Origin of the sequence: Streptococcus cristatus, assembly GCF_003943815.1 — a bacterium.
GTDB classification, from domain to species: domain Bacteria; phylum Bacillota; class Bacilli; order Lactobacillales; family Streptococcaceae; genus Streptococcus; species Streptococcus cristatus_F.
In genome coordinates, this window is record NZ_RJNA01000001.1 from 66,935 (window position 1) to 87,173 (window position 20,239).

Annotated in this window: 25 protein-coding genes and 1 other annotated feature; of the genes, 24 read left to right on the forward strand and 1 reads right to left on the reverse strand. The window is 45.6% G+C overall.

Going from position 1 to position 20,239, the window contains the following annotated elements; translation table 11 throughout:
* The first annotated feature begins 20 nt into the window (after window positions 1–20).
* From racE to trpA, 23 genes are all read left to right on the forward strand, one after another.
* Window positions 21–815 (forward strand): glutamate racemase, encoded by a 795-nt coding sequence (gene racE / locus D8872_RS00380; protein WP_125389560.1) that lies wholly within the window; start codon window positions 21–23, stop codon window positions 813–815.
* The gene (locus tag D8872_RS00385) at window positions 812–1,789 is read left to right on the forward strand and encodes a nucleoside-triphosphate diphosphatase (protein WP_125389561.1); all 978 of its coding nucleotides are present in this window, start codon (window positions 812–814) and stop codon (window positions 1,787–1,789) included. The genes racE and D8872_RS00385 overlap by 4 nt, the downstream gene beginning before the upstream one ends.
* Entirely contained in the window at window positions 1,765–2,286 is a 522-nt protein-coding gene (locus D8872_RS00390; RefSeq protein WP_125389562.1) for a metallophosphoesterase, read from the forward strand. Before D8872_RS00385 ends, D8872_RS00390 begins: the two co-directional genes overlap by 25 nt.
* Window positions 2,283–2,744 (forward strand): cyclic-di-AMP-binding protein CbpB, encoded by a 462-nt coding sequence (gene cbpB / locus D8872_RS00395; RefSeq protein WP_125389563.1) that lies wholly within the window; start codon window positions 2,283–2,285, stop codon window positions 2,742–2,744. The genes D8872_RS00390 and cbpB overlap by 4 nt, the downstream gene beginning before the upstream one ends.
* Complete coding sequence (gene xerD / locus D8872_RS00400) at window positions 2,741–3,472, forward strand: site-specific tyrosine recombinase XerD (RefSeq protein ID WP_125389564.1); 732 nt, start codon at window positions 2,741–2,743, stop codon at window positions 3,470–3,472. The genes cbpB and xerD overlap by 4 nt, the downstream gene beginning before the upstream one ends.
* Before the next feature lie 2 nt (window positions 3,473–3,474).
* Complete coding sequence (locus D8872_RS00405; RefSeq protein ID WP_125389565.1) at window positions 3,475–4,185, forward strand: segregation/condensation protein A; 711 nt, start codon at window positions 3,475–3,477, stop codon at window positions 4,183–4,185.
* Window positions 4,178–4,723: an SMC-Scp complex subunit ScpB gene (gene scpB / locus D8872_RS00410; RefSeq protein ID WP_005590827.1), complete on the forward strand. Its 546-nt coding sequence runs from the start codon at window positions 4,178–4,180 to the stop codon at window positions 4,721–4,723. The genes D8872_RS00405 and scpB overlap by 8 nt, the downstream gene beginning before the upstream one ends.
* A gap of 134 nt (window positions 4,724–4,857) precedes the next feature.
* Window positions 4,858–5,589 carry a pseudouridine synthase gene (locus D8872_RS00415; RefSeq protein ID WP_005592340.1) on the forward strand — a complete coding sequence of 244 codons (732 nt, stop codon included), beginning with the start codon at window positions 4,858–4,860 and terminating at the stop codon, window positions 5,587–5,589.
* The gene (gene yidD, locus D8872_RS00420; RefSeq protein ID WP_185761358.1) at window positions 5,586–5,846 is read left to right on the forward strand and encodes a membrane protein insertion efficiency factor YidD; all 261 of its coding nucleotides are present in this window, start codon (window positions 5,586–5,588) and stop codon (window positions 5,844–5,846) included. The genes D8872_RS00415 and yidD overlap by 4 nt, the downstream gene beginning before the upstream one ends.
* A gap of 85 nt (window positions 5,847–5,931) precedes the next feature.
* Window positions 5,932–6,471, forward strand: coding sequence for a 16S rRNA (guanine(966)-N(2))-methyltransferase RsmD (gene rsmD, locus D8872_RS00425; protein WP_125389566.1), 540 nt, complete (start codon window positions 5,932–5,934; stop codon window positions 6,469–6,471).
* Window positions 6,461–6,946 carry a pantetheine-phosphate adenylyltransferase gene (gene coaD, locus D8872_RS00430; protein ID WP_125389567.1) on the forward strand — a complete coding sequence of 162 codons (486 nt, stop codon included), beginning with the start codon at window positions 6,461–6,463 and terminating at the stop codon, window positions 6,944–6,946. The genes rsmD and coaD overlap by 11 nt, the downstream gene beginning before the upstream one ends.
* 22 nt (window positions 6,947–6,968) lie before the next feature.
* Entirely contained in the window at window positions 6,969–8,036 is a 1,068-nt protein-coding gene (locus D8872_RS00435; RefSeq protein WP_221760743.1) for a SepM family pheromone-processing serine protease, read from the forward strand.
* A gap of 180 nt (window positions 8,037–8,216) precedes the next feature.
* Window positions 8,217–8,780, forward strand: coding sequence for a YutD family protein (locus D8872_RS00440; protein WP_125389568.1), 564 nt, complete (start codon window positions 8,217–8,219; stop codon window positions 8,778–8,780).
* 9 nt (window positions 8,781–8,789) lie between these two features.
* Entirely contained in the window at window positions 8,790–9,878 is a 1,089-nt protein-coding gene (gene rlmN, locus D8872_RS00445; RefSeq protein ID WP_045499038.1) for a dual-specificity RNA methyltransferase RlmN, read from the forward strand.
* Window positions 9,865–10,404, forward strand: a complete 540-nt coding sequence (locus D8872_RS00450; RefSeq protein ID WP_125389569.1) for a VanZ family protein — start codon at window positions 9,865–9,867, stop codon at window positions 10,402–10,404. The genes rlmN and D8872_RS00450 overlap by 14 nt, the downstream gene beginning before the upstream one ends.
* Window positions 10,405–10,479: 75 nt before the next feature.
* Window positions 10,480–10,709: a binding site (T-box leader), on the forward strand.
* A gap of 61 nt (window positions 10,710–10,770) precedes the next feature.
* Window positions 10,771–11,952 (forward strand): tryptophan synthase subunit beta, encoded by a 1,182-nt coding sequence (gene trpB / locus D8872_RS00455; RefSeq protein WP_125389570.1) that lies wholly within the window; start codon window positions 10,771–10,773, stop codon window positions 11,950–11,952.
* A 401-nt stretch (window positions 11,953–12,353) separates the two neighbouring features.
* Window positions 12,354–13,712, forward strand: coding sequence for an anthranilate synthase component I (trpE, locus tag D8872_RS00460; protein WP_125389571.1), 1,359 nt, complete (start codon window positions 12,354–12,356; stop codon window positions 13,710–13,712).
* Entirely contained in the window at window positions 13,709–14,272 is a 564-nt protein-coding gene (locus D8872_RS00465; protein WP_125389572.1) for an aminodeoxychorismate/anthranilate synthase component II, read from the forward strand. The genes trpE and D8872_RS00465 overlap by 4 nt, the downstream gene beginning before the upstream one ends.
* 10 nt (window positions 14,273–14,282) lie before the next feature.
* Window positions 14,283–15,287, forward strand: coding sequence for an anthranilate phosphoribosyltransferase (trpD, locus tag D8872_RS00470; RefSeq protein ID WP_125389573.1), 1,005 nt, complete (start codon window positions 14,283–14,285; stop codon window positions 15,285–15,287).
* Window positions 15,284–16,051: an indole-3-glycerol phosphate synthase TrpC gene (gene trpC / locus D8872_RS00475; RefSeq protein ID WP_125389574.1), complete on the forward strand. Its 768-nt coding sequence runs from the start codon at window positions 15,284–15,286 to the stop codon at window positions 16,049–16,051. The genes trpD and trpC overlap by 4 nt, the downstream gene beginning before the upstream one ends.
* Window positions 16,038–16,625, forward strand: a complete 588-nt coding sequence (locus D8872_RS00480; protein WP_125389575.1) for a phosphoribosylanthranilate isomerase — start codon at window positions 16,038–16,040, stop codon at window positions 16,623–16,625. The genes trpC and D8872_RS00480 overlap by 14 nt, the downstream gene beginning before the upstream one ends.
* On the forward strand, window positions 16,615–17,838 hold the full coding sequence (gene trpB, locus D8872_RS00485; RefSeq protein WP_125389576.1) for a tryptophan synthase subunit beta: 1,224 nt from the start codon (window positions 16,615–16,617) through the stop codon (window positions 17,836–17,838). The genes D8872_RS00480 and trpB (D8872_RS00485) overlap by 11 nt, the downstream gene beginning before the upstream one ends.
* Entirely contained in the window at window positions 17,831–18,610 is a 780-nt protein-coding gene (gene trpA, locus D8872_RS00490; RefSeq protein ID WP_125389577.1) for a tryptophan synthase subunit alpha, read from the forward strand. Before trpB (D8872_RS00485) ends, trpA begins: the two co-directional genes overlap by 8 nt.
* Here the strand turns inward: trpA and D8872_RS00495 are convergent.
* Window positions 18,579–19,241, reverse strand: coding sequence for a prepilin peptidase (locus tag D8872_RS00495; protein WP_125389578.1), 663 nt, complete (start codon window positions 19,239–19,241; stop codon window positions 18,579–18,581). The genes trpA and D8872_RS00495 overlap by 32 nt on opposite strands.
* A 165-nt stretch (window positions 19,242–19,406) precedes the next feature.
* On the opposite strand from D8872_RS00495, the gene D8872_RS00500 reads away from it, so the two are divergent.
* Complete coding sequence (locus D8872_RS00500) at window positions 19,407–19,922, forward strand: Dps family protein (RefSeq protein WP_125389579.1); 516 nt, start codon at window positions 19,407–19,409, stop codon at window positions 19,920–19,922.
* Window positions 19,923–20,239 lie beyond the last annotated feature (317 nt).

Sequence of the window (20,239 nt, forward strand, 5' to 3'; positions counted from 1 at the left end):
TGTTTTAGAAAGAAGACTGTATGGATAACCGACCGATTGGATTTTTAGACTCGGGGGTGGGCGGTCTGACTGTTGTCCGTGAATTGATGCGGCAACTCCCCCACGAGGAAGTGGTTTATATAGGTGATTCGGCTCGGGCTCCATATGGTCCTAGGCCGGCGGAGCAGATTCGGGACTATACTTGGCAGTTGGTCAATTTTCTCTTGACCAAGGATGTCAAGATGATTGTTATTGCTTGCAATACTGCCACAGCTGTTGTCTGGGAGGAAGTCAAGGCTAAGTTGGACATTCCTGTCCTCGGTGTGATTTTGCCTGGAGCTAGCGCTGCCATCAAATCTACGACTGGTGGCAAGATTGGGGTCATCGGGACTCCTATGACGGTTCAGTCCGATATTTACCGAAAAAAGATTGAGGCTCTCTCTCCTGAGATGGAGGTTCAGAGTCTGGCTTGCCCTAAGTTTGTCCCGCTGGTGGAGTCAAATGAGCTCCAGTCCAGCCTGACCAAAAAGGTGGTCTATGAGACCCTCCATCCTCTGGCGGGCAAGGTGGACACTCTTGTTTTGGGTTGTACCCACTATCCTTTGCTGCGGCCGATTATTCAAAATATGATGGGGCCAAGCGCCAAGCTGATTGACAGCGGGGCTGAGTGTGTACGGGATATTTCTGTCCTGCTCAATTATTTTGAAATTAATCGCAGTCGTGAGAAGCACGAACTGAATCATCGTTTTTATACTACAGCCAATGCTAAGAGATTTGCAGAAATCGCAGAAAACTGGCTGAATCTGAAAGTCAATGTGGAGCATGTGACCTTATGACAAAGAACATTTATGAATACAAAGATGCCTCTGACTGGTATGTGGCTGAATGGGGACAAAGTGCCTCTTACAGTGAGTTCGAGCAGGTGCCAGCTGAAGCTTCTGAGATTTTAGATCGCTTAGAGAGTATTTTGGCGGAAGAAGAGCTAGGCCTGCCCTTAAATATCACGGTCATTCGCTATGGCTCAGCCTTTCGATTTCTCACCTTCTTGCTGGATATTTTAAATCAAGAAACAGGCCGAAAGTTAGAATTGTTGCAGCGACAGGGGGCCCTCCTCTTGGTTGAAGCGGGCAAATTGCTCTATGTCCATCTGCCACAGACTGGTGTGGATTTACAAGCCTTTCTGGGAGCAAAAGATGTCAAGGATACTCTTTTGATCGCGACTCGAAATGAGGGCAAGACAGTGGAGTTCCGCAAGCTTTTCGGAAAGTTGGGCTACGAGGTAGAAAATCTGAATGATTATCCTGATTTACCAGAAGTGGCTGAAACAGGCATGACCTTTGAAGAAAATGCCCGCCTCAAGGCTGAAACGATCAGCAAGTTGACTGGCAAAATGGTGTTGGCAGATGATTCCGGCTTGCAAGTGGATGTCTTAGGCGGCCTACCAGGTGTCTGGTCCGCTCGCTTTGCTGGCGTTGGTGCAACAGATGATGAAAATAATATCAAGCTCCTACATGAGCTGGCCATGGTCTTTGATATTAAAGACCGCTCTGCTCATTTCCACACGACTCTGGTGGTTGCAAGTCCAGATAAGGAATCCTTGGTGGTCGAAGCGGATTGGCCGGGCTACATTGCCCATGAGCCAAAAGGTGAAAATGGCTTTGGCTATGATCCCTTGTTCTTAGTCGGAGAAACAGGAAAGACATCAGCTGAGCTGACAATCGAAGAGAAAAATGCCCAGTCCCATCGTGCACAAGCAGTGCAAAAATTATTGGAGGTATTTCCAGCATGGCAAAGCAAACAATCATCGTAATGAGCGATTCCCATGGGGACCGTGCCATTGTCGAAGAAATTAAAGATCAGTATCTGGGAAAAGTCGATGCTATTTTCCATGATGGAGACTCAGAGTTACCTTTTGAGGATGAAGTCTGGAAAGGGATTTATGTCGTAGCGGGCAATATGGACTTTTATCCTGGCTATCCAGAGCGGCTGGTGACAGATTTGGATGGGACTATTATTGCCCAGACCCACGGGCACCTTTTCAATATCAACTTTAGCTTCCAAAAACTGGATCTGTGGGCTCAAGAAGTAGGGGCAGATATTTGTCTCTATGGCCATTTGCACGTTCCAGATGCTTGGATGCAAGGGAAGACTCTCTTCCTCAATCCGGGCTCCATTAGCCAGCCTCGTGGCTCAATCAACGAACGTCTTTACGCTAAGGTAGAGATTGACGATGACAGTTTTAAAATTGATTTCTATACGCGAAATCATGAGCTCTATCCAAGCTTGTCTAAGGAGTTTGCCCGATGATTGCTAAGGAATTTGAAGATTATCTGCTGCAACATGAAGACACTTTTTTGACACCTGGGGAGAATCTAGCGGTCATGATTGACACGCACAATGTGGATCATGCTATTCTCTTGCTTAGCCAGATGACCTATTCACGCATTCCAGTGGTGACTGCGGAGAAAAAGTTCGTTGGCACCATTTCTCTGACGGACATCATGGCCTATCGGATGCGGCATGAGCTGGCAGAGGAAGAGTTTATGTCTATGGACATTGTCCACATGACACGAAAGGATGGTCTGACTGTCGAGCCAGATTACAAGATTGCGGACGTTTTGCACAAGCTGGTGGATGAGTCTTTCCTGCCTGTTGTGGACAAAGAACAACATTTTTATGGCATCATTACTAGAAAGTCGATTTTAAAAGCTGTTAACTCGTTGATGCATACCTTCACGAGTCAGTATGAGATTTCCAAAAAATGAAAGAACAAATCACCCCTTTTTTAGAACAAAAAAATATCTCAGAAAATTCAAAATTAGCCTATTCCTACGATCTGGAGCAATTTGTCAATGAAATCCACAGCAAGGTGACAGAAACCAATTTGCGGATTTATCAAGCCTCTATCAAGGATTTCAAGGCAGCTGTCCAAAAGCGGAAGCTCTCAGCGGTCAATCAATTTCTCTACTATCTTTACGAGAACAAGATGATTGGGGAATTTCACCGCTTGACATTGCCAAAAGTCGCTATTTCCAAGGAACTGGAAAGCGAGCTGATGGACTTGTCAGCCTTTTGGGAAACTTCTGCGGTGCCACAAGGCCGGTTGATAGCCCTCTTGATTTTGGAAATGGGTCTCTTGCCAAGTGAAATCCTGCAGGTCAAGGTTGAAGATGTCAATCTTGATTTTCAGGTTTTACGGATTGAGAAGGCTGGGCAGAAGCGGATTATTAAGATCCCCGAAAGTCTGACGAGCGAGTTGGGCGATTATTTGACAGGGACTTATTTATTTGAAAAGAATGGCAAGTCCTATTCACGCCAATGGGGCTTTCGCCAGCTAGAAGCTTTCTTGATTGAGCAAGGGCAGGCCAGTTTGTCAGCCCAAAGCCTGCGGGAGCAGTTTATTTTGCGTCAGCGGGAAAAAGGTGTCGGCATCTATGACATTGCTCGTGATTTGGGCTTGAAGACGGTGATTACATTAGAAAAATACAGATAAGAATGGATATCAAGTTAAAAGATTTTGAGGGGCCGCTGGACTTGTTGCTCCACCTCGTATCCAAGTATCAGATGGATATTTACGATGTGCCCATTACCGAGGTCATCGAGCAATATCTGGCTTATGTGGCCACCTTGCAGGCCATGCGGCTGGAAGTGACAGGGGAATACATGGTCATGGCCAGCCAGCTCATGCTGATCAAGAGTCGTAAGCTCCTCCCCAAGGTGGTGGATCAGGTGGACCTGGAGGACGATCTGGAGCAGGATTTGCTGAGTCAGATTGAGGAATATCGGAAGTTTAAGCTACTGGGCCAAAAGCTGTCCCTCCAGCATGAGGACCGGGCTCTTTACTACTCCAAACCCAAGCTGGAATTGGTCTATGAAGACGCTGAACTTTTGCACGACAAGACAGCTGTTGATCTCTATTCAGCTTTTTCCAAGGTGATGACCAAGAAGCAGGAGGAGTTTTCCAAGAGTCATACGACCATTGTGCGAGATGAGTACAAGATCGAGGACATGATGGAAGTGGTGCGCCAACGCTGCCAGGCTCAAAAACGCCTTGCCCTGCAGGATATTTTTGCAGAAACCAAAGACATGAATGAAGTGATTACGCTCTTTTTAGCAACCTTGGAGTTAGTCAAGGTGCAGGAGGTGCAGGTCATTCAGGAGGAAAACTTTGGAAATATTTATTTAGTAGGAAGAAAGAATGAGTAAATTAGCAGAGATTGAAGCCCTGCTTTTTGTGGCGGGGGAAGACGGTCTGAAAGTTCATCAGCTATCAGAAATCCTTTCCTTGCCGCCGACTGGTGTTATCCAGAGTTTGGAAAAATTGGCGGAGAACTATCAGGCAAATCCTGACTCCAGCTTGACCCTGCTGGAAACGTCAAAGACTTATAAGTTGGTCACCAAGCCTGAATTTGCTGAGATTTTACGAGAGTATTCGCGGGCACCGATTAACCAGAGCTTATCCCGAGCGGCACTGGAAACCTTGTCGATCATTGCTTACAAGCAGCCCATTACAAGGGTGGAAATCGATGATATTCGTGGTGTCAATTCCAGCGGGGCGATTTCGAAGTTGTTAGCCTTTGAGCTGATTCGAGAAGATGGCAAGAAGGAAGTCATTGGCCGTCCCAATCTTTATGTGACGACGGATTATTTCTTGGACTATATGGGCATCAATCATTTGGATGAATTGCCGATTGTGGACGAAGCGGAGCTCATTGCTGAGGAAAGTCAGCTTTTCGGAGAGTGACAAGTTCACCCTAAAAGGGACCGTTTTTTGAACGCTTCCAAGCTTTGAGGGAGGCATTGCTTTCCCTATCTGCCATTTTTCCAGCTGTTAAAGTTGTGAAAATGGTCTTTGTATCTTGTGAAAGGATAATATCGATGAGAATCAATAAATACATTGCCCATGCGGGAATTGCCAGTCGGAGAAAGGCTGAGGAGTTAATCAAGCAGGGGCTAGTGACCGTGAATGGTCAGGTAGTGCGTGAGTTAGCAACTACCATCAAGTCGGGCGACCGAGTAGAAGTGGAAGGCCAGCCTATCTACAATGAAGAAAAGGTCTACTACCTGCTCAATAAACCGCGTGGGGTGATTTCCAGCGTGACTGATGATAAGGGGCGTAAGACAGTCGTTGATTTGCTGCCGCAGGTCAAGGAGCGAATTTATCCCGTTGGCCGATTGGACTGGGATACTTCTGGCGCCTTGATTTTGACCAATGACGGTGATTTCACGGATGAAATGATTCACCCGCGAAATGAAATTGACAAGGTCTATGTGGCGCGTGTCAAGGGTGTAGCCAATAAGGAAGTTCTGCGTCCGCTGACTCGTGGTCTGGTCATTGAAGGCAAGAAAACCAAGCCAGCTGTCTATGAGATTCTCAAGGTCGATCCCGTGAAGAATCGCTCAGTGGTTCAGTTGACCATCCACGAAGGGCGTAATCATCAGGTCAAGAAGATGTTTGAAGCTGTGGGGTTGCCTGTGGACAAGCTTTCACGGACTCAGTTTGGACATCTGGATTTGACTGGCCTCAAGCCGGGTGAAGCACGTCGATTGAGTAAAAAGGAAGTTAGCCAGTTGCATAACTTGGCTGTGACCAAAACTAAGAAAAAATGATTAAGAAACTATTGATAGCGCCGGTTCGTTTTTACCAGCGCTTTATTTCCCCTGCCTTTCCACCTTCCTGCCGTTTTCAGCCGACCTGTTCCAATTACATGATTGAAGCCATTGAAAAACACGGAGCCAAGGGAGTGCTGATGGGCTTGGCCAGAATTGGTCGCTGCCATCCCTGGTCCGAGGAAGGGGATGATCCAGTCCCAGACCATTTTAGTCTTCGGCGAAATAACTCTAAAACAGACTTCGAACGGAAATAGCCTTGTTTCCGTTTTTTGCTAGAGAATAAAGTCCAGCCTTAGCAATTACTATCAGCTTTTCAATATTTTTGTTATAATGTTTTTTATGAGAGTTGTTTCAGGGAAGTACGGGGGCAGACCCCTCAAGACATTAGATGGCAAGACAACGCGACCTACGACAGATAAGGTCAAGGGCGCGATTTTTAATATGATTGGGCCTTATTTTGATGGCGGCCGGGTGCTGGATTTGTATGCAGGCAGTGGTAGTCTGGGGATTGAGGCGGTGTCTCGCGGCATGGAGTCGGCTGTTTTGGTTGAAAAAGATCGGCGGGCGCAAGCTATCGTGGCGGAAAATATTGCCATGACCAAGGAAGCAGCGCGCTTTGAGCTTCTCAAGATGGAGTCGAGTCGGGCGCTGGAGCAGTTGACTGGTCAGTTTGATCTGGTTCTGCTGGATCCGCCCTATGCCAAGGAGCAGATTATCTCAGATATTGAGAAAATGGCGGAGCGCAAGCTCTTGAGCGAGGATATTATGGTTGTTTGCGAGACGGATAAGTCGGTTGATTTGCCAGAAGAAGTCGCAGACTTGGGTATCTGGAAGCAAAAAATATATGGAATTTCAAAGGTGACGGTCTATGTCAGATAAAATCGGGCTCTTTACAGGGTCATTTGATCCCATTACCAATGGACATGTGGATTTGATTGAGCGGGCCAGTCGGTTGTTTGATTGCTTGTATGTGGGAATCTTCTACAATCCTCACAAAGAAGGATTTTTTAGTATCCATGCGAAAAAAAGGATGGTTCTAGCGGCTTTGGCGCATTTGGAAAATGTGGAAGTCATCACTTCCCATGATGAATTGGCGGTCGATGTGGCAAAAAGACTAGGTGTGACTGCTCTTGTCCGTGGCCTACGTAACGGTCAGGACTTGGACTATGAAGCTAGCCTGCATTTTTTTAATAAGGAATTGGCACCTGATTTGGAGACCATATTTCTGCTGAGTCAGCCGACCTACCGATATATCAGTTCTTCAGCGATGCGAGAATTGATCGCTTTTCAGCAGGATCTTTCTGCCTATGTACCAGCAAGTGTAATTGAGGAGTTAGAGAAAAAAGATGAATAATAACATGACAAATCCGAAAAAGATGACGAAGGAAAATAAACGTGGTTTAACAGTAGTTGGTTGTGCTGGAGTAGCCTCGATTATCGTGCTTGTGCTCTTCCTATTCTCTTTCATTGTTCCATTGCCATACTATATTGAGGTGCCTGGGGGAGCAGAAGACATTAGAAAGGTTCTGACTGTGGATGGAAAAGAGGACCAGGCAGCAGGTTCCTACAATTTTGTAACTGTTGGGATCCAGCATGCAACCTTTGCCCATCTGGTTTACGCTTGGCTGACGCCTTTTACGGATATTTATTCGGCTCAGGATATGACGGGTGGCTCAAGTGATGCTGAGTATATGCGCATCAACCAATTTTATATGGAAACGTCGCAGAATATGGCCAAATACCAAGGTCTCAAGGCTGCAGGAAAAGACATCAAGATGAATTATCTAGGTGTCTATGTTCTGAAAGTAGCTCCGAATTCGACCTTTAAAGGAATTTTGAATATTGCGGATACAGTGACGGGAGTCAATGACAAGACTTTTGAAAGCTCGGAAGACTTGGTCAAATATGTGAATTCTCAGGCCTTGGGTGATAGTGTCAAAGTGACCTATGAGGAAGATGGAAAAACCAAGACAGCGACGGGGAAAATCATCAAGCTGGAAAATGGCAAAAACGGAATTGGCATTAGTTTGATTGACCGCACGGAAGTCAACAGTAGTGTTCCAATTGAATTTTCAACTGAAGGTATCGGTGGTCCTAGTGCTGGTCTCATGTTTAGCCTAGCCATTTATACTCAGCTGGCTAATCCAGACCTGCGAGACGGCCGTGTGATTGCGGGAACGGGCAGCATTGACAGAGAAGGCAAGGTTGGAGATATTGGTGGGATTGACAAAAAAGTCGTCTCTGCTGACAAGATTGGAGCGACAATCTTCTTTGCCCCAGATAATCCTGTCAGCGAGGAGGAAAAAAAGGCTAATCCCAAAGCCAAGACCAACTATGAAGCGGCACTTGAAGCAGCCAAGGAAATCAAAACGGATATGAAAATCGTGCCGGTCAAAACCCTTCAGGACGCGATTGATTATTTAGAAAAAACCAAAAAATCTTAGTTTCGGCTAAGATTTTTGTCTTTTAGAGACGAACGAAGGACTTTTTAAAAAAGATTAGCAGTTTTTATTAAATCGTCTGACTTTTTACAGAAAGATCTTTTTCTTCTGAAAAAATATAAATTCCCCTTGTTTTGTGATAAAATAATATGAAGTAAGATAGATGAATGACAAAGGATAGGTATGCGTAAAGAGATTTCACCTGAGTTGTATAATTACAATAAATTCCCCGGCCCAGAATTTAAGCAAATGGGCAGCAAGATAATTGCAGAAAAATTTGAGTTTGAATTGGTGGAGAATTATAAAGAGGCCTTTGACTTGACGGCCTTTCACCAACGCTTTTCAGAAATTCTGAACAAGTTTGACTATATTGTTGGTGACTGGGGCAATGAACAGTTGCGATTGCGCGGTTTTTATCGGGATGAGAAAGCCAAGGAAAATGCGGAGAAAATCAGCCGTTTGCAAGACTATCTGCTAGAGTATTGTAATTATGGCTGTGCCTATTTTGTTTTGGAAAATGCTCAGCCAAGACGGGCTGCCTTTGACAAAAAATCCCATCATAAGAGAAAATCAGACAGCAAAAAACATCCAGAAATTTCTAGGGAACGTAGCTCTAAAAAAACGAAGGATGAGCAGCAAAAACATCGTTCAAAGGTAAACAAGAACAAACAACAGAAACAAGGCAAACAGGCAAAGCAAGCAGCATCTAGCCAATCGCAGCGCCATTTTGTCATTCGCCAGAAATAAAGGAGAAACATGAAACCATCGATTTATAGCTTAACGCGAGAAGAAATGATTGAATGGGCAGAAGCTCAGGGAGAAAAGAAATTCCGTGCTAGCCAAATTTGGGAGTGGCTCTATCGCAAGCGCGTCCAGTCATTTGAGGAAATGACCAACCTGTCCAAGGACTTGATTGCTAAGCTCAATGATCAGTTTGTTGTCAATCCGCTTAAACAGCGTATTGTTCAAGAGTCTGCTGACGGTACGGTCAAGTACCTTTTTGAGTTGCCAGATGGTATGCTGATTGAGACGGTACTCATGCGCCAGCACTATGGACTTTCTGTCTGTGTGACCACCCAAGTTGGCTGCAATATCGGCTGCACTTTCTGTGCCTCTGGTTTGATTAAAAAGCAACGCGACCTCAATAATGGTGAGATTGTTGCGCAGATTATGCTGGTGCAGAAGTATTTTGACGAGCGTGGTCAGGATGAGCGGGTCAGCCACATCGTTGTTATGGGAATCGGCGAGCCTTTCGATAACTATAAGAATGTCTTGAAGTTTGTACGGACGGTCAATGATGATAAGGGGCTGGCCATCGGTGCCCGCCATATCACGGTTTCTACTTCAGGGTTGGCTCATAAGATTCGTGACTTTGCCAATGAAGGCGTTCAGGTCAATCTAGCAGTTTCACTACACGCGCCCAACAATGAACTGCGTTCTAGTATCATGAAAATCAACCGAGCCTTTCCGATTGAGAAGCTCTTTGCAGCCATTGAATATTATATCGAAACCACCAACCGTCGGGTAACTTTTGAGTACATCATGCTCAACGAAGTCAATGACGGGGTAGAGCAGGCCAAGGAATTAGCAGAATTGCTGAAAAACATCAAGAAATTATCTTATGTCAATCTCATTCCTTACAACCCAGTCAGCGAGCACGACCAATACAGCCGCAGTCCCAAAGAGCGCGTGATGGCCTTCTACGATACCCTCAAGAAAAATGGAGTCAACTGTGTGGTTCGTCAGGAACATGGTACAGATATTGATGCAGCCTGCGGCCAGTTGCGTTCCAATACTATGAAGCGAGATCGTGAGAAAGCACTTGTTGAAAATGTTCAGCCTTAAAAATTATCTGACTTCAGACGGTGAGCTGACTGCTAAGGGACGGAGATTGCTGATCGGAGGAAGCTGTCTCTATTTCTTGATGCTCTGCATCCTGTGCTTTATTCCTCAGGTTCCAGAGCCGGGAATGGAAACGCCAGGTATCCAGTATTTTGGTCGAGTAGTGGTTCTCTTGGTTCCTTTTAATTCCTTTGTTAATATTGGCGAAATTACGTCTTGGATCCAACTGGTCAAGGTTTTTGTCCAAAATTTGGCTAATATCTTTTTGCTGTCGCCATTGGTTTTTCAATTGCTTTGCCTCTTTCCAAAGCTGCGGAGTACTAAGAAAGTTGTCTGGATGAGCTTTGCTATGAGTCTGTCTATCGAAGTGACTCAGATTCTACTTGATCTTCTCATCAACGCCAACCGAGTCTTTGAGCTTGATGATCTCTGGACCAATACTTTGGGTGGTTATCTGGCTTGGCGGGCTTTTCAGCTTGGCCAAAAAATCTGGAAAAATCGCCAAGGCGACGCTTTCAAAAGAGACTAGCAAGAGAAAGGTTCGGATTTAGGAGAAAAAATTAAATTTTTTCTTGACAAGAAAAAGGGAAAGGCCTATAATAAAATAAATCATCAGAAAAGTAATAATTTTTTCTACTTTCAGGGAGCCTGTGGTTGGTGGAAACAGGCAGTGGAAGGTTATGAAGTGGGCTGATGCAAAAAATGAATTTGAAGCAATAAAAATTCGGTGAGCACACCTTACAGTGCAACTTGTTGTTAGACAAGACAGAGATATGGAGGCAGTCTATACTTTTCTCCATAATTGAGGTGGCACCGCGATTTTACGCCCTCACACAGATTTTTTCTGTGTGTGGGCTTTTGTTTTGCTTGAAAATAAAGAAAAGAGGAAATCAAGATGACAGAAACTAAAGGATATTTTGGACAATTCGGCGGCTCCTTTGTACCGGAGCCTATCCAAGCCTTGCTGGATGAATTGGAAGCGACTTTTGAAAAGTATAAAAATGATCCAGATTTTCTAGCGGAATACCGACATTATTTGGCGGATTATTCAGGCCGGGAAACTCCGCTCTACTTTGCAGAAAGTCTGACTCAGTATCTGGGCGGGGCGAAGATTTATCTGAAGCGGGAAGATCTCAATCATCTGGGGTCCCATAAGCTTAATAATGTTTTGGGGCAGATTCTTCTAGCTAAGCGGATGGGCAAGACCCGAGTCATCGCTGAAACTGGAGCTGGTCAGCATGGTGTGGCAACTGCGGCAGCAGCAGCTAAGTTTGGTATGAAGTGCGATGTCTACATGGGTGCAGAGGATGTAGAGCGCCAGCGCCTCAATGTCTTCCGCATGGAAATGATGGGAGCGACTGTTCACGCTGTGGAAACAGGAACCAAAACCCTCAAGGATGCTGTGGATGCAGCCTTTGGAGCTTGGATGAGTGATTTGGAAGCCTTTTATGTTTTGGGTTCTGCTGTTGGTCCTCACCCCTATCCGACCATTGTCCATGAATTCCAAAAGGTGATCAGTGAAGAATCACGTCGGCAGATTTTGGACAAGGAAGGCCGCTTGCCGGACTATGTCATTGCCTGTGTAGGCGATGGCTCCAATGCTATCGGTGCCTTCTCTCAGTATGTGGCAGATGAAGAAGTCAAGTTGGTTGGTGTTGAAGCGGCTGGACGGGGTCTTGACACAGACCAGCATGCAGCGACTATGACCAAGGGAAGTGTCGGAGTAGTGGACGGTATGAAGACCTACGCTGTCTTTGCAGAAGATGGTCAGGTGGCACCGGTTTACTCCATTTCGGCAGGCTTGGACTATCCTGGAGTTGGTCCTGAACATGCTTTCTTTAAAGATTCTGGTCGAGTAGAATACGTGGCAGCGACAGATGATGAAGCTGTGGATGCTTTGCTTCTATTGACACAAAAGGAAGGAATTTTGCCAGCGATTGAAAGCTCTCATGCCATTGCTGAAGCGATCAAGCGAGCTCCGCAACTGTCATCTGACCAAATCATCATTATCAATGTATCTGGTCGTGGAGACAAGGATGTGGCAGCTATTGCCGACTATCTAGAAAAACGAAAATAAAATACCCAGCAGAAGAGTAGTAACATCCCTCCTTTCAGAGAGTCTGTGGTTGCTGAGAACAGGCAGGAGAAGTTATGAAATGGGCTGTTGGAGTCAACATTTTGTCCTTTAGTTGATCTTTTATTACTTTGTTAGCCTACTTTGCCATGAGCCGGTATGCTTCCTTGTACCAAAAGCAACTTAAATGACTACAATAACAAATGAGATGTGGAGTCTGAAAACTCCATAACTGAGGTGGCACCGCGATGACACGCCCTCACAGGATGAACTGTGTGGGCGTTTTTCTGTAGTTTTAGAGCAAGTTCTGACAGCGAACTGGCGTTATCTGTTCTTGTGGAATGCAGTCATAGCTAGCGAATTGCTCCTACCTATACGCTTCTGATTAAATAGAAAGAAAGATTATGCAAAAGATTTTACCAGCTGATATTTTATCGCCGATTCTGGCTTACATGCGGATTCAGGGCGACCACAAGGTGATTTTAGAAAGTATTCCGAGAGATAGCGAGACGGCTCGTTTTTCTATCCTAGCTTATAATCCAGTTTTTGAAGTCCGCTATGAAAATGGCCAGTTAACAAAGAACGGACAAGTAATTGAGGCAGATCCATTGGACTATCTGCATGAGTTAGCCGTAAAAAAAGGCCATCATTCAGACCTGCCTTTTGGCGGTGGAGCCATCGGTTTTGTCGGTTATGATATGATTTCCCTCTATGAGGAGATTGGCCAGATTCCAGCTGATGTGATTGGGACGCCGGATATGCACTTTTTCGTCTATGAGAGTTACATGGTTTTTGACCATAAAAAAGACAAGGTCTATATCCTTGAGGAGGCCCTCTACAGTGATAGAAGCGAAGCTGATTTAGCTGCAAGTCTGGAGCGTATCATGGCTGAGCTGGCGCAGCCTGCGGTAGATGAATTTTCACCGCTGGAACTATCCAGTTTGAACTTCCAGAGTCATATTGAGCAAGCAGCTTTTGAAAAAATGGTGGAAGAAGCGCGCAGCTTGATTCGACGGGGCGACATGTTCCAATGCGTGCTCAGTCAACGCTTTTCAGCAGAGTATTCTGGTAGACCGCTGGATTATTATCGCAATCTGCGTGTGACCAATCCTTCTAACTATCTTTACTTTTATGACTTCGGGGATTATCAGATTATCGGAGCCAGCCCGGAAAGTCTGGTGTCTGTCAAGCAGGGTCAGGTTACGACCAATCCTATCGCTGGGACCAGACCGCGCGGGCAGGATGAAAGAGAAGATAAAGCCTTGGCAGAGGAGTTACTGGCTGACGAGAAGGAAGTGGCTGAGCACCGCATGTTAGTTGATTTGGGGCGTAATGATATCGGTAAAATTGCCCAGAATAACAGCGTAGAAGTCACTAAGTACATGGAAGTAGAGTATTTCCGCTATGTCATGCACCTGACCAGCGTGGTTCGTGGTCAGCTTCTGCCTCAACTGACGGCTATGGATGCGCTCAAGTCCACCTTGCCGGCCGGCACCGTCTCGGGTGCGCCTAAGATTCGAGCCATGAAACGCATTTATGAGCTAGAGCAGGAAAAACGTGGTGTTTATGCGGGTGCCATTGGCTATCTGTCTGCGACAGGCGATATGGATTTTGCTATCGCTATCCGGACCATGATTTTGAAAAATGGCAGAGCTTACGTTCAAGCTGGAGCGGGTATTGTTTATGATTCGATCCCTACTAATGAATACCAAGAAACCATCAATAAGGCCAAATCAATGACCAAGATAGGAGAGATGCAATGATTTTATTGATTGATAATTATGATTCTTTTACTTACAATCTAGCCCAGTATATCGGCAATTTCGCAGAAGTCAAGGTTTTGCGAAATGATGATGCAGGCCTTTATCAAGCGGCAGAAGAAGCGGATGCCTTGGTTCTGTCTCCGGGTCCAGGCTGGCCAGCAGATGCAGGACGGATGGAAGAACTTATCCGCGATTTTGCTGGTAAAAAGCCGATTTTGGGGATTTGCTTGGGGCACCAAGCCATTGCAGAAGTATTTGGCGGAAAGTTAGGCTTGGCTCCCAAAGTCATGCACGGCAAGCAAAGTGTTCTGCGCTTTGAAAGAAAATCTCCTATTTATCAAGGGATAGAGGATGGGCAGCCGGTCATGCGCTATCATTCGATTTTGATTGAAGAGATGCCAGAGGACTTTGAAGTGACAGCTCGGGCAGTTGATGACAACTCGATCATGGCCATCCAGCATAAGAGCTTGCCCATTTATGGTTTTCAGTATCATCCAGAAAGTATTGGCACGCCGGATGGCTTGTCGTCCATCAAAAATTTCATCGACTTAGTCAAATAGGGGAAGAATTATGAAAGAAATTATTGCAAAACTAGCAGATTTTAAGGATTTAAGCAGCTCCGAAGTGTCAGATGTGCTTGAGCGCATCGTTACTAGAAGAGTAACAGAAACACAAATTGCAGCCTTTTTGCTGGCTCTCAAGATGAAAGGGGAAACAGTAGAGGAACGGACGGCTTTGGCTCAGGCCATGCGAGGTCATACTCCGCAGATCCCTACTACAATCCGCACAGCTATGGACAATTGTGGAACTGGTGGTGACAGATCATTTAGTTTCAATGTTTCGACCACAGCGGCTTTCGTATTAGCAGGTGGTGGGATTAAGATGGCTAAGCATGGCAATCGCTCCATTACCTCTAAATCAGGATCGGCTGATGTTTTAGAAGCTTTGGGGATTAACCTAAACATGGATACAGCCAGCTTGGGTAAGGTCTTTGATCAGACGGGGATAGTCTTTCTTTTTGCTAAAAACCTTCATCCAGCTATGAAATATATCATGCCAGCACGTCTTAGCTTAGGTATTCCCACAATCATGAATCTAACTGGTCCGCTCATTCATCCGATGGTTCTAGAAACCCAGCTTTTGGGCACCAGTCGGCCGGATATGCTAGAGAGTACGGCAGAGGTTTTGAAAAATATGGGCCGCAAGCGTGCAGTGGTCGTGTCGGGTCCAGATGGTCTGGACGAGGCCGGTCTTCATGGCCGTACCCAGTACGCTTTGCTAGCAGATGGGGAGATCAGCCTGCATAGCTTTCTACCGTCAGATATTGGCATGGAAGAAATTCCTCTTGAAGCGATTCGTGGAGGTAATGCCAAAGAAAATGCAGATATTCTGGTATCTGTCCTGCAAAATCAAGCCAGCCCTTATCTGGAAATGACAGTTCTGAACGCAGGTCTAGGCTTCTTTGCCAATGGGAAAACAGACAGCATAGAAGAAGGAATAGCTTTGGCTCGCCAAGTGATCGCTAGTGGCGCAGCCTATGAAAAACTCAAGCAACTACAGGAGTATCAGAAATGAGTAAAGAATTTCTCCCGACGATTCTAAAGCAAAAAGAGCAGGAAGTGGCGGTCATGTCTTATGAAGAGCTGCAGCCCCTGCGCTCGACCTATTCCCTCTATGAGTATCTCAAAAATCATCCTCAAGAGCTGCAGCTGATTGCTGAAGTTAAAAAAGCTAGCCCCAGTCTGGGAGATATTAATCTCGGTGTGGATATTGTAGAGCAGGCTCGCACCTATGAACGATGCGGTGCAGCCATGATTTCGGTCCTGACAGATGAGATTTTCTTCAAAGGACATCTGGATTACCTGAGAGAGATTTCCAGTCAAGTGACCATTCCGACCCTCAATAAGGACTTTATCATTGATGAAAAACAGATTGTTCGCGCCCGCAATGCAGGAGCGACAGTCATTCTTCTGATTGTAGCTGCCTTGCCTGAAAAGCGGCTGCAAGAACTCTATGATTTTGCGACAGGTTTAGGTTTGGAAGTTTTGGTCGAAACCCATAATCTGGCGGAGCTGGAAATTGCCCATAGAATAGGAGCTCGGATTATCGGTGTCAATAACCGCAATTTAGTCACTTTTGAGACAGATATCAATACAAGTCTCCAGCTGTCTGCCCATTTCAAGGATGACAGGGTTTACGTATCAGAGTCCGCTATTTTCAGCAAGGAAGATGCTGAGCTAGTAGCTCCTTATTTCCATGCGGTTTTAGTCGGAACAGCCCTGATGCAGGCTGAGAATGTAGCAGAAAAAATCAAGGAGCTGAAAATTGACAAAGGTTAAGATTTGCGGCTTATCAACGGCCAGCGCTGTGGAAACGGCATGCCAGGCTGGTGCAGATTACATTGGCTTTGTCTTTGCTGAGAGCCGTCGGAGGGTAGGTTTGGAGCAAGCTCAGAAGCTAGCTGCCTTGGTGCCGCCTGCTGTCCGAAAGGTAGGAGTTTTCGTCTCTCCGAGCTTGATAGAGTTGCAGGAAGCTATTTCAGTGGCAAATCCAGATTTGGTGCAGATTCATGGCGATTTTGATGAAGAGCTTCTGACTCAGATTGGCCGGCCGGTTATTCGAGCTTATCAGATCAAGGGAGCGTTAAAAGATGTCAGCCAACAAGCGGACTACCTGCTCTTTGATGCCCCACTTGCTGGTAGTGGTCAGACCTTTGACTGGCAAGCTTTTGATAAAGGTCAAATCCACCAGCCCTTCTTTATCGCCGGTGGTTTGAATGCAGGAAATGTCCGAGAAGCGATTCAGCACTTCGCCCCTTACGCAGTTGATGTCTCAAGCGGGGTCGAAACTGACGGCCAGAAGGACTTAGAGAAGATAAAAGAATTTATAGAAAGAGTGAAAGATGGCATATAATCAACCCAATCAAGAAGGATTTTACGGTGAATTTGGTGGACGATTTGTTCCCGAAACGCTGATGACAGCAGTTTTGGAGCTAGACAAAGCCTACCGTGAGAGTAAAAAAGCCCCAACCTTTCAGGCTGAGCTGGACGAGTTGCTGAAGCAGTATGTAGGGCGAGAAAATCCTCTCTATTTTGCAAAAAATCTGACAGCCTATGCTGGCGGTGCTAAGATTTATCTGAAGCGGGAAGACCTCAACCATACCGGGGCCCATAAAATCAATAATGCCCTAGGTCAGGTTTTATTAGCCAAGCGGATGGGCAAGAAGAAAATCATTGCAGAGACTGGTGCGGGTCAGCATGGAGTGGCAACCGCCACAGCTGCAGCTCTTTTCAACATGGACTGTACTATCTACATGGGCGAAGAAGATGTCAAGCGCCAAGCCCTCAATGTCTTTCGGATGGAACTTTTAGGAGCCAAGGTAGAGTCTGTGACCGATGGCTCTCGAGTCCTCAAGGATGCGGTAAATGCTGCCTTGCGAGCTTGGGTGGCTCAGGTCGATGATACTCACTATATTATGGGCTCAGCCTTGGGACCCCATCCATTCCCAGAGATTGTCCGCGACTATCAGAGCGTGATTGGGCGTGAGGCCAAGCGCCAGTTTGCTGAGCAAAATGCAGGTGCCTTACCCGATGCTTTAGTCGCCTGCGTTGGCGGCGGTTCCAATGCTATTGGGCTCTTTTATCCCTTTGTAGACGATAGCACAGTTGCCATGTATGGAACAGAAGCGGCTGGGCGAGGCATCGATACAGATGAACACGCTGCGACCTTAACCAAGGGCCGGCCAGGTGTTTTGCACGGTGCCTTGATGGATGTCCTGCAGGATGAGCAAGGGCAGATTCTGGAAGCTTTCTCTATCTCTGCCGGGCTAGACTATCCGGGCATCGGTCCTGAACATTCTCATTTTAATGCTATCAAACGTGCCACTTATGTTCCAGTCACAGATGAAGAAGCTTTGGAAGCCTTCCAACTCCTGTCTCGCATTGAAGGAATTATCCCTGCTCTAGAGTCTAGCCACGCTATTGCTTACGCAGTTAAGCTGGCTAAGGAGTTGGGACCAGAAAAATCAATGATCGTCTGCCTATCCGGCCGTGGTGACAAGGATGTCGTTCAGGTAAAGGAACGCTTGGAAAAAGAAGCGGCTCAAAAAGGAGGTGCCCATGACTAAAACACTCACTCAGCATTTAGAAACCATCAAAAGAGAAGGCAAGGGAATTTTCCTTCCTTATATCATGGCTGGTGATCACGAGAAAGGTTTGGCAGGATTACCAGAAACCATCTCATTTTTGGAAAACTTGGGTGTGTCAGCCATTGAAATCGGTCTGCCTTTTTCAGACCCTGTTGCAGATGGGCCAGTTATTGAAGAAGCCGGTCTGAGGAGCCTGGGTCACCATACTTCGGCCAAGTCTTTAGTGGCAAGCTTGCAGAAGTTGGACACTCAGCTGCCTCTCATCATCATGACCTACTTCAATCCAATTTTCCAGTATGGCCTCAAAGATTTCGTCAAGGACTTGGCTACGACGCCGGTTAAAGGATTGATCATTCCGGATTTGCCCTACGAGCACAGAAATTTCATCTTGCCTTTACTGGAAGATTCAGATCTTGCTCTGATTCCTTTAGTGAGCCTGACTACTGGACTAGAACGTCAGCAGGAGTTGATTAAGGATGCAGAAGGTTTTATTTACGCTGTAGCCATCAACGGTGTGACGGGTAAGAGTGGCAGTTATCGCAGTGATTTGGACCAGCATTTGAGCAAGCTCCATGATATTGCTGAGATTCCAGTGCTGACGGGTTTTGGTGTTTCGACTTTAGAGGATGTTGACCGCTTCAATCAGGTCTCAGACGGAGTCATTGTCGGATCTAAGATTGTCAAAGCTCTTCATGAAAAGGACGCCAGCATAGCAGCCTTTATCCAAGAAGCAGCAGCTTATAAGAAATAAGAGCCACCACACCAAACAAGAGACAGGGTACAAATGCTAGCCTGTCTTTTTTCTTTTTAAAGCAATAACAAGCGAGGCCAGAGAAGCTAGCGATTTGGATGAGAATGAGAATTTCTGTCAGGCTGAAAATGGCTGAGCAGGAAGCAAGAAAGAGAAAATCTCCAGCTCCGATGCGAATATTAAAAAAGAAGGCTAGAAGTCCTAGGATCAAAAAGAAAACCATGAGCGGATTGATACCTGCTGTAGCCATCAGCAAGAACTGAAAAATCAGCCAGATTAGAAGAGGGTATTCTTGCTCACGCTGATCGTAGATAGCTAGGGTCAAGCCCATCGTTAGCAGTAAGAGCTGGGCTAGTGAAAGATAGCCTAAGCTCCAGCTTAGAAAAAGTAAACCCAGCACTAACTCAAAAGCAGCATACCAGACAGGCAGCTGGATCTTGCAGAAACGGCAGCGGAAGCCATTAAGCAACTGAGACAGGATTGGGACCAAATCCCGTGCTTTGAGTATCTGCTTGCAGTTGTCACAGTGGCTGCTTGGTGAGATGATGGATTGTTCTGGGAAGCGGTCAATAACTAAGCCTAGAAAGGAGGCCAGAACCGTTCCGACTAGAAAAAAGTATAGATGAATCATACTTGTTTATTCGTGATTTTAAGTAGAAAAATCTGAAATTTTACAACTTTTCTAATAAAGTAAAATTTTGAGTTTTAATACTTGACTTTCTTAATTAGAAGCATTATAATTAAAACATAATCAATAAAGATTAGAATGATTACAAATAAAAAGAGAGGTATCATTATGACTCAAGTAAAACATGGCGCTGCAGCAGATGTAGCAACTTTCACTAACCAAAATTCTTTACCAAAAACAAAAGCAGTTCTTAACCAAGTGGTTTCAGATCTTTATACAGCTCGTATCGCTCTTCACCAAGTTCACTGGTATATGCGTGGTGCAGGCTTCATGGTATGGCATCCAAAAATGGATGAATACATGGATACAATTGATGAAACCTTGGATGAAGTCAGCGAACGCTTGATTACTCTAGGTGGCAAGCCTTATTCAACTCTGACAGAGTTTATCCAACACAGCAATATTGAAGAAAAAGCTGGCGAATTCAGCAAGAATGTTGAAGAAAGCTTGGAGCGCGTGATTGAAATCTTCCGTTATCTGACAGATCTTTACCAAGAAGCTCTGGATGTGACGGATGAAGAAGGCGACGATGTGACTAACGATATCTTCGTTGGAGCTAAGGCAGACCTTGAAAAGACGATCTGGATGTTGACAGCTGAACTTGGCCAAGCACCAGGTTTGTAAAATGATGTTTAAAGAGGCTGGGACAAAAGTCCTAGCCTCTCAATTGTCTTTGGATTGTCGAGCAAGACGCAGTGGTTGAGTGGTCTCTACTACGCTGATTTCATCAGCTTTTACAGCCCTACTCAACTGTGCGGAGGTGGGACGACGAAATCGAATTCTAACGAATTACTGATTTCTGTCCCACTCTCTGTTTTTTTCTTAAGGATTGTTTAAGCTTCTTCCTTTATACTAAGATTATCAAATGAAGACCTCCTAACTTTGTTTGATAGAACTCCTAAACTTTTCTTTTTCATAATAATCTCCTGAAAAGGCAGCCT